The sequence below is a fragment of the Thermus caldifontis genome (genome assembly GCF_003336745.1).
GTDB classification, from domain to species: Bacteria; Deinococcota; Deinococci; order Deinococcales; family Thermaceae; genus Thermus; species Thermus caldifontis.
Genome location: NZ_QGMX01000038.1, coordinates 1 through 5,562, shown reverse-complemented (window position 1 = coordinate 5,562; position 5,562 = coordinate 1). Strand labels below are relative to the sequence as shown.

6 protein-coding genes are annotated in these 5,562 nt (G+C 67.3%); 4 read left to right on the top strand and 2 right to left on the bottom strand.

Going from position 1 to position 5,562, the window contains the following annotated elements; all coding sequences use genetic code 11:
- Positions 1 to 173 precede the first annotated feature (173 nt).
- Positions 174 to 1,469 carry a UDP-N-acetylglucosamine 1-carboxyvinyltransferase gene (gene murA, locus DK874_RS11575; RefSeq protein ID WP_114314172.1) on the bottom strand — a complete coding sequence of 432 codons (1,296 nt, stop codon included), beginning with the start codon at positions 1,467 to 1,469 and terminating at the stop codon, positions 174 to 176.
- An 86-nt stretch (positions 1,470 to 1,555) separates the two neighbouring features.
- Here murA and DK874_RS11570 point away from each other — a divergent pair, with 86 nt between their 5' ends.
- Genes DK874_RS11570 through meaB form a run of 4 tightly spaced genes read left to right on the top strand, consistent with a single transcriptional unit; the run spans position 1,556 to position 4,953 of the window.
- Positions 1,556 to 1,768 (top strand): hypothetical protein, encoded by a 213-nt coding sequence (locus tag DK874_RS11570; protein WP_015716565.1) that lies wholly within the window; start codon positions 1,556 to 1,558, stop codon positions 1,766 to 1,768.
- A gap of 11 nt (positions 1,769 to 1,779) precedes the next feature.
- Positions 1,780 to 3,597, top strand: coding sequence for a serine/threonine-protein kinase (locus tag DK874_RS11565; RefSeq protein ID WP_114314171.1), 1,818 nt, complete (start codon positions 1,780 to 1,782; stop codon positions 3,595 to 3,597).
- A 4-nt stretch (positions 3,598 to 3,601) separates the two neighbouring features.
- On the top strand, positions 3,602 to 3,976 hold the full coding sequence (locus tag DK874_RS11560) for a RidA family protein (protein WP_114314170.1): 375 nt from the start codon (positions 3,602 to 3,604) through the stop codon (positions 3,974 to 3,976).
- A 32-nt stretch (positions 3,977 to 4,008) separates the two neighbouring features.
- On the top strand, positions 4,009 to 4,953 hold the full coding sequence (gene meaB / locus DK874_RS11555) for a methylmalonyl Co-A mutase-associated GTPase MeaB (protein ID WP_114314169.1): 945 nt from the start codon (positions 4,009 to 4,011) through the stop codon (positions 4,951 to 4,953).
- Here the strand turns inward: meaB and DK874_RS11550 are convergent.
- Positions 4,950 to 5,432 carry an NUDIX hydrolase gene (locus DK874_RS11550; protein WP_114314173.1) on the bottom strand — a complete coding sequence of 161 codons (483 nt, stop codon included), beginning with the start codon at positions 5,430 to 5,432 and terminating at the stop codon, positions 4,950 to 4,952. The genes meaB and DK874_RS11550 overlap by 4 nt on opposite strands.
- Between the last annotated feature and the right edge of the window lie 130 nt (positions 5,433 to 5,562).

Below are 5,562 nucleotides of genomic sequence, written 5' to 3'. Positions count from 1 at the left end.
TAGTGGCCCGGGTGAACCTCATCCTGTTGGCCCACAACCTCATCCGCAGCCATGTCCTGCTGCCAATGGCTGGGGTGGAGCTTTAAGGTAGCAAACGAAGGTATTTTATGCTCCTTAAAAGGAGGTGGGTTATGGATCTGAAGCGGCTGGCGCAGGAACTCCGTACCCCTAGCCTAGTCCGCCGCCAGGGCCAAGGGCACCTCCGCCAGGTTCACCCTGGCCCCTAAGGCGCCTAGCCGTTCCTCCAGGTGTTCGTAGCCCCGCTCCAGGAAGTACACCCCCTCGATCTCGGAAACCCCTTCCGCCGCCAGGGCAGCCACCACCAGTCCGCCCCCGGCGCGGATATCCAGGGCCTTCACCTGGGCCCCGTGCAACCGCTTCCCGTTCACCAAGAGGGTGCGGTCCCGCAGGTACAGCTCCGCCCCCATCCGGGCCAGCTCCCCCACGTGGGTGAAGCGGTCCGGGTAGACCCGGTCGGTGACGGTGCTCTGCCCGGGCACCGTGGCCAGATAGGCGGTCACGATGGGCTGGAGATCCGTGGGGAAGCCAGGGTATTCCCGGGCCTCCACGGCGAAGGGCTCGGGGTGGGCGGTGGCCTTTAGCCTTACCCAATCCCGGCCCACCTCCACCTTATGCCCGGCCTGTTGCAGCTTATCCAAAAGGGCATCCAGGTGGTCGGGGCGGGCCTCAAAAAGGGTGATGGACCCCCGGGTGGCCGCCGCCGCCAGGAGGTAGGTGCCGGCCTCGATTCGGTCGGGGATGATGCGGTAGGTGCCCCCGCCCAGGCGCTGGGCGCCCCGGATGTGGAGGATGGGGCTACCCAGGCCCTGGACCTCCACCCCCAGCATCCGCAGGAAATGGCCCAGGTCCTCCACTTCAGGCTCCATGGCCGCCTGGACCAAGGTGGCCTCTCCCCCTAAGGCCACGGCCAGCATGGCCTGCTCCGTACCCCCCACCGTGGGCAGGTCGAAGACCACCCGTCCCCTTAGGGGCTGGGTCCTGCGGGCGTAGAAGGTGTTTTCCTCCTCCACCACCTCCGCCCCCAAGGCCCTTAGGGCCTTCACGTGCTGGTCCACGGGCCTGGCCCCAAAGGCACACCCTCCCGGCAGGGAGATCCGCCCCTCGCCCACCCGGGCGAGGAGGGCCCCCCAGACGATGAAGCTGGCCCGCATCTGCCCCACCAGCTCATAGGGGGCATGGGTGTTTTGGATCTCGGGGGTGTGCAGGTGCAGGGTGCGCCCTTCCCACTGGTAACGGGTGCCCAGGTGGGAAAGAAGCTCCAGCATCACCTCCACGTCCCTGAGCCTGGGCACCTCCAGAAGGGTGATGGGCTCGGGGGTGAGGAGGCTGGCTGCCAGGATAGGCAAAGCGGCATTTTTGGCTGGATGGATGCGCAACTCGCCGGAAAGGGGCTGGCCTCCCTCAATCCGCAAGATCCTGCTGCCCCGCCGCGAGTCCTTGAGCATCATACACACCTTACTCAAGGTGAGGATAAAAGGGCGGGTCTACATTGTCAAGGGCATGCACCTTTTGCTACACTTTGGCAAGGGAAGGTATGCCCAAGAAGGAAAAAAAGCGGCTGCAGGTGGTCATCTCCGAGGAGCAGGACGCCCTCCTCACCCGGGCGGCCTACGCCCTTTCCAGCCCGGAGAGGCTGGTTTCCAAGTCGGAGGTGGTGCGCCTGGCCATCGCCAAGATCGTGCAGGAACTGGAGGGCAACAAGGAGGAGCTGGCCGAGCTCCTCAAACAACTGGAGCCCGAGGAATAACGAGGAATAAAATGACGGGCATGGTCCTGGGCGGAAGGTACCGCCTCGAGGCCTCCTTGGGTTCCGGGGGGATGGCCGAGGTGTGGCGGGCGGTGGATGAGCGCTTGGGGCGCAAGGTGGCGGTGAAGCTTCTCCATCCCCGGGCCCTGCCCCCCGAGAGGGAGCGGTTTCTCCTGGAGGTGCGGGCCCTTTCCCGCCTCTTCCACCCGGGCATCGTCCAGGTGCTGGACCTGGGGGAGGTGGAGGGGCGCCCCTACTTCGTGATGGAGCTGGTGGAAGGGGGCACCTTTGACCGCCTGGGCCCCTTTGAGGAGGGTCCGGAAGGGGAAAGGATTCTCGTGGCGGCCATCCAGGTGATGGAAGCCCTGGCCCACCTCCACGCCCAGGGCATCCTCCACCGGGACCTCACCCCCAAAAACATCCTCCTCACCAAGGAAGGCTACCCCAAGGTGATGGACTTCGGCCTGGCCTACCTCCTGCAGGAAAGCCGCCACCTCACCCGCACCGGCTACACCCTGGGCACCCCCGCCTACATGGCCCCCGAGCAGGCCAAGGGCCTGCCCCTTACCCCCAGGGCCGATCTCTACAGCCTGGGGGCGGTCCTCTACCGCACCCTCACCGGCAAGCCCCCCTTTGAAGGGGAGAACGACCAGGCCATCCTCTTCCAGCACGTCTACGAGCCCCCCAAACCCCCCCAGGCCCTGAACCCCACCATCCCCCCGGGGGTGGCGGAGGCGGTGCTCTCCCTCCTGGCCAAGCACCCGGAGGAAAGGCCCTCCCACCCAAGCCTCTTTCAGAGCCCCTTGCAGGAGTTCCAGGCCCTCCGCCTTGCCACCCCTCGAGCCGGGTCCAGCCGCTCCGGCCACTACCCCCTGGCCCCCGACCCCCGCAGGCTTTCCCTAAAGGGCAAGGTGGACCTGGGCGGGGAGGCCGCCTGGCCCGGGGAGATGGTCCAGGCCCATGGCCGGGTCTACCTGGGGGCGGGGCGGGGCCTGGCGGAGGTGGACCTCCTTTCGGGAACGGTGCGCCGGGAACCCCTTCCCGAGGAGGTCACCGCTCCCCCCGTGGTCCGGGCTGGGGTGTACGTGGCCGCCTGGGACGGCCGGGTGCGCCGATTCAAGGCCCAGGCCCTGGAGTGGAGCGCCGATACGGGGGCGGAGATCACCGCCGCACCCCTGGTCCTGGGGGAGCGGCTCTTCGTGGCCAGCCGGGATGGAAGCCTTTACGCCTTTGCACGGGATCGCCTCCTCTTCCGCTTCCAGGCGGGGGGGCACCTTTCCGCAAGCCCCACCTTCCACCGGGGCCTCCTTTTCCTGGCCTCGGAGGACGGGTTCCTCTACGCCCTGGACCCGGACTCAGGAGGGCTACGCTACAAGGTGAAAACCGGTCCCGTGCACGCCCCCGTGGCCGCCTACCGGGGGGTGCTCTTCATCCCCACCTGGGAGGGGGAGGTTTACGCCTTTGACCCCTTGAGCCGGGAGACCCTCTGGAACACCGCCGTGGAAGGCGAGATCTGGGGGGGGCTGGCCCTGGACGAGGAACGGGTGTACGTGGCCGCCTGGGACGGGATCCTCAGGGCCCTGGACCAGGCCACAGGGGAGGAGGTGTGGAGCCTCGAGGTGGGAAAGGTAACCGCAGGCCTTTCCTATGCTGCCGGCCACGTGTATGTGGCCACGGAGGAGGGTCGTTTTTTGGCCGTGGACCAAAGGGGGCAGGTGGTCTTCGAGGCCACGGGCCTAGGGGCGGTCCAGGTACCTCCTTTGCCCCTGGCCCAGGAGGTGTTGGTGGCCAACCTGGCGGGGAAGCTTTTCCGCTTTGGCGTAGGATAGGGGCATGGAAGCGGTCAGCACCGATAAAGCCCCTCAAGCCATCGGCCCTTACTCCCAGGCGGTGCGGGCGGGGGGGCTGGTCTTCGTCTCCGGCCAGATCCCCTTAAGGCCCGACGGCACCCTGGCGGAAGGGGATATCCGTACCCAAACGGAGCAGGTCATGGAGAACCTGAAGGCCATCCTCGAGGCGGCAGGCTCCAGCCTTTCCCGGGTGGTGCAGACCACCTGCTTCCTCCTGGACATGGAGGACTTCCCCCTCTTCAACGAGGTCTACGCCCGCTATTTCTCCCCTCCCTACCCCGCCCGGGCCACGGTGGCGGTGAAGGCCCTGCCCAAGGGGGTCCGGGTGGAGGTGGCTTGCCTTGCTCTGGCGGATTAAGGCATCCGGGTAAAAAAGCGTACAATATCGTCATGACGGTCGGGGAAGGCCATGTGGAAGAGCTTCTCCATCGCTTCCACCAAGGGGATGTGCGGGCCTTGGCCCGGGCCCTCACCCTGGTGGAATCGGGGCACCCTTTGGGCCAGGAGCTCCTTAAGCGCCTGCGGGGACAGGCCCGGGCCAAGGTGGTGGGCGTCACGGGAAGCCCCGGGGCCGGCAAGAGCACCCTCACCGACCGCCTGATCCTGGAGGCCAGGAAACGGGGGGAGCGGGTGGGGGTTTTGGCCGTGGACCCCTCTAGCCCCTTCACCGGGGGGGCCATCCTGGGGGACCGCATCCGCATGATGCGCCACCACCAGGACCCTGGGGTCTACATCCGCTCCCTGGCCTCGAGGGGAGCCCTGGGGGGCCTTGCCGGGGCCACCGTGGCCGCCTTGGCCCTCCTGGAGGCCTTCGGCTTTGACCGCATCTTCGTGGAAACCGTGGGGGTGGGCCAAAGCGAGGTGGACATCGCCCGGGTGGCGGATACCACCTTGCTGGTCCTCACCCCGGCGGCGGGGGATGCGGTGCAGGCCTTTAAGGCCGGGGTGATGGAGATCGCCGACCTCTTCGCCGTGAACAAGTTTGACCTACCCGGGGGGGAGAGGATCATCCAGGAGCTGAAGGGCGCCTTGGAGCTAGCCCCACCCCGGCCCGGGGGCTGGCGCCCCCCCATCTACCCCACGGTGGCGGCCACGGGGGAAGGGGTGGAAGCCCTTTTTGAGGGCTTGGAAGCCCATTATCAGCACCTTCTGGCCCACGGGCTCCTGGAGGCCCACCGTCTGGAGCGGGCCCGGTTTGAGGTGGAAAGCGTCATCCAGGAATGGGGGCGGCAGAGAACCCAAGGCGCAGAGGACCTGGTAGCCAGGGTGGCCCGGGGGGAGCTTTCCCCGGAGGAGGCCGCCTGGGCCCTCCTGGACCCCAAGGCCCACCCCTAGGCCCCGGGCCCCAGGGAGGAATCCAGCCGGGAAGGGCGCAGGCGGGCCAGGGCCTTGCGCAGCATCTCCCGCTCGTTGGGATAGGAAAGCCGTTCCAAGGCTTCGGAAACCGGTAGGAAGAAGGCCGCCTCCACCTCGGAAAGCTGAGGCCTGGGCTCGCCTCCCCGGTAGGCCATGAGAAAATAGTGCACCTCCTTGCTCACCGTAACCGGTTCTCCCCCGTTCCTCACGGTGAAGTAGTAGCGCACCTTGCCCAAAGGGGAAAGCACCGCCGCCTCCACCCCGGTTTCCTCCCGCACCTCCCGCACCGCCGTTTCCGGATAGCACTCCCCGGGCTCCACCTGGCCCTTGGGCAGGGTCACCACCCTTCCCCCCTTCAGGGACACCACCAGCACCTCCGGCCCCCTCCCCCGCAGGACCACGCCCCCGGCGGACACCACCCGTTTCCTGGCCACCCGGACCTGTCGCTTCCTTCGCACTCCTCCTCCCGGCAACAAAAAAGGGCGCCCGAAGGCGCCCCCAAAGGACCTGAAAAAGGGGAGAGCAGGGCCTTGCTTGCTCCTTAGAAAGGAGGTGATCCAGCCGCACCTTCCGGTACAGCTACCTTGT

Excerpts from the sequence above, each read along its gene's own strand:
- DK874_RS11565 (WP_114314171.1), top strand. The coding sequence starts at position 1,780 with ATGACGGGCATGGTCCTGGGCGGAAGGTACCGCCTCGAGGCCTCCTTG.
- DK874_RS11560 (WP_114314170.1), top strand. The coding sequence starts at position 3,602 with ATGGAAGCGGTCAGCACCGATAAAGCCCCTCAAGCCATCGGCCCTTAC.
- DK874_RS11570 (WP_015716565.1), top strand. The coding sequence starts at position 1,556 with ATGCCCAAGAAGGAAAAAAAGCGGCTGCAGGTGGTCATCTCCGAGGAG.
- murA (WP_114314172.1), bottom strand. The coding sequence starts at position 1,469 with ATGATGCTCAAGGACTCGCGGCGGGGCAGCAGGATCTTGCGGATTGAG.
- meaB (WP_114314169.1), top strand. The coding sequence starts at position 4,009 with ATGACGGTCGGGGAAGGCCATGTGGAAGAGCTTCTCCATCGCTTCCAC.